The following is a 2,116-nucleotide window of genomic DNA, read 5'->3' as shown; positions in this document are numbered from 1 at the left end:
GCGGAGGCGGTGTCGCCACCGGCCACCGAGAACGCCAGCGGGAAGTTGGAGGCGCCGAACACCGCCACCGGACCCAGCGCGATATGGCGCTGGCGCAGGTCGACCCGCGGCATCGGTTCACGGTCCGGCAGGGCCGGATCGTGCCGCACGTCGAGCCATTCGCCGGCGCGCACCACCGAGGCGAACAGGCGCAGCTGGCCGCAGGTACGGCCGCGCTCGCCCTGCAGACGTGCCTGGGGCAGGCCGGACTCCTGCATGGCGCGCTCGATCAGGGCATCACCGAGCGCCTCGATCTCGTCGGCGATGGTCTCGAGAAAGGTCGCACGGGCCTCGAGGCCAGTCTCGCGGTAGCTATCGAAGGCCGCCCAGGCCAGTTCGCAGGCGCGCTCGACCTCGGCCTTGGAACCTGCCTTGTAGCCAGGCTCGAGGGTCTCACCGGTGGCCGGATTGACGGCGTGGATGGGCTCGCCCTTGGCCTCGACGGCCTGGCTGCCGATCAGCTGCTTTCCTTCCAGAGTCATGTTGGCTCCTTTTCGCTTGCGGGGATGGGGTTGTCGGTTTGCTGTCTGGTACCAGTGTCAACGCCGGCTCGACCTGCGTTCAATGCTCGTGTCGTCATTGTTCGGGACAGTCGAAGCCTGTCGCCGGTCGATTACATCGGCGTGACGCTGGTCTGTTCTTCGTCCTCGGTGGGCGGCGCCAGCGGATTACGCAGCGGACGCCCGAAGGCCGGTAGCTCGATCTCGTAGCGCTCGCCCGGTTTGACACTGACACCGTCGGCGAAGCTCAGGGTGGCGGTGCCGAAAAAATGGACGTGGACGTCACCGGGCCGACGGAAACCTGGGTACTTGAAGTGGTGGTGTTCCAGGTTGGCGATGCTGTGCGCCATGTTGTCCTCGCCGGTCAAGAACGGCTTCTCCCACAGGGTCTCGCCGTCTCTGGTGATACGCGAAGTACCCTCCAGATGAGAGGGTAGTTCACCGATCAGCAGTTCGGGGCCGAAACTGCAGGCGCGAAGCTTCGAGTGGGCCAGCCACAGGTAGTTGTAGCGTTCGGTGATGTGATCCGAGAATTCGTTGCCGATGGCGAAGCCCAGCCGATGGGGACGGCCCTGATCATCGATGAGGTAGAGCCCGGCGAGTTCCGGCTCTTCGCCTGCATCCTCGGCAAAGGATGGCCAGGGCAGCGGCGCCTCGGGGGCCACCACGCAGTCACCATCTCCCTTGTAGAACCACTCGGGCTGGGCGCCCACCTGGCCTTCGGCGGGCTTGCCGCCCTCGACGCCGAGCCTGAACATGCGCATCGAGTCGGTCAGCTGGGCGTCGTCGGTTTCGGACGAGTCGGCGTGCATGGCGCTGCGGGTATCGGCGCTGCCCAGATGGGTCAGGCCGGTGCCGGTGACCAGGCAGTGCGCGGGATCTGGATGGGTCAGCGGCGGCAGTAGCTGACCGGTCTCGACCAGTTCGCCGTAGTCGAGGGTCTCGTCACCGAGGCATTCATTGACCGTAGTCGCCAGGCCCTTGCCCTCGGCCAGCGCACGGCGTGCCAGGGTATAGGTGTCGGCGTCGGTCAGTCGCACACGGTCCGGTCCTTCGACCAGGGCGGCCCTGACGCTGCCCTGGTGGCGGCACTGGATGATGCGAAGGGTCTCGGGGGTGTCATGATGCATGGCGATATCCTTGCGTGACGTGGGCGCCTTGTCCCGGTTCACGGTTGGCCCCCAGAGGCATCTTACGCCTCTGGGGTGGTGTATGGTCAACATACAAAGGTATGGGTTGACGTTATGGAAAGGTGGCTTTGCTGGCGTCTAGCCTGGCGCCTGGTCCCGGAGAGGGGCCGATCCGCGTCATTGCACCAGCCACATGGCCATCTCGGGCCACACCAGCAGCGCCGCGAGTACACATAGCTGCAGGGCGATAAAGGGCAGCACCGAGACGAAGATGTCCTTGAGGCTGATCTCCGGTGGCGCCACACCCTTCAGGTAGAAGGCCGCGGGTCCGAACGGCGGCGACAGGAAGGACACCTGCATGTTCACCGCGAACAGGATGCCGAACCAGATCGGGCTGTAGCCCAGCTGCACGATGATCGGCACGAAGATCGGCAGGGTCAGCATGGC

The 2,116-nt window shown here is 65.5% G+C and carries 3 protein-coding genes; all 3 read right to left on the bottom strand.

Annotated features, from left to right (window positions below; all coding sequences use genetic code 11):
- On the bottom strand, positions 1 to 521 hold a 521-nt coding region (locus KUW00_RS05120), incomplete at its 3' end, for an aldehyde dehydrogenase family protein (protein WP_222568432.1).
- 131 nt (positions 522 to 652) lie between these two features.
- Positions 653 to 1,669 carry an AraD1 family protein gene (gene araD1 / locus KUW00_RS05115; protein WP_222568431.1) on the bottom strand — a complete coding sequence of 339 codons (1,017 nt, stop codon included), beginning with the start codon at positions 1,667 to 1,669 and terminating at the stop codon, positions 653 to 655.
- 177 nt (positions 1,670 to 1,846) lie between these two features.
- Positions 1,847 to 2,116: TRAP transporter large permease subunit (locus KUW00_RS05110; RefSeq protein ID WP_222568430.1), on the bottom strand; the 270-nt coding region annotated here is incomplete at its 5' end.

Source organism: Halomonas sp. DP5N14-9, from assembly GCF_019802175.1.
Taxonomy (GTDB): Bacteria; Pseudomonadota; Gammaproteobacteria; order Pseudomonadales; family Halomonadaceae; genus Halomonas; species Halomonas litopenaei.
The sequence above is the reverse complement of the archived record's forward strand: the minus strand, read 5'-3'. Positions and strand labels throughout refer to the sequence as shown.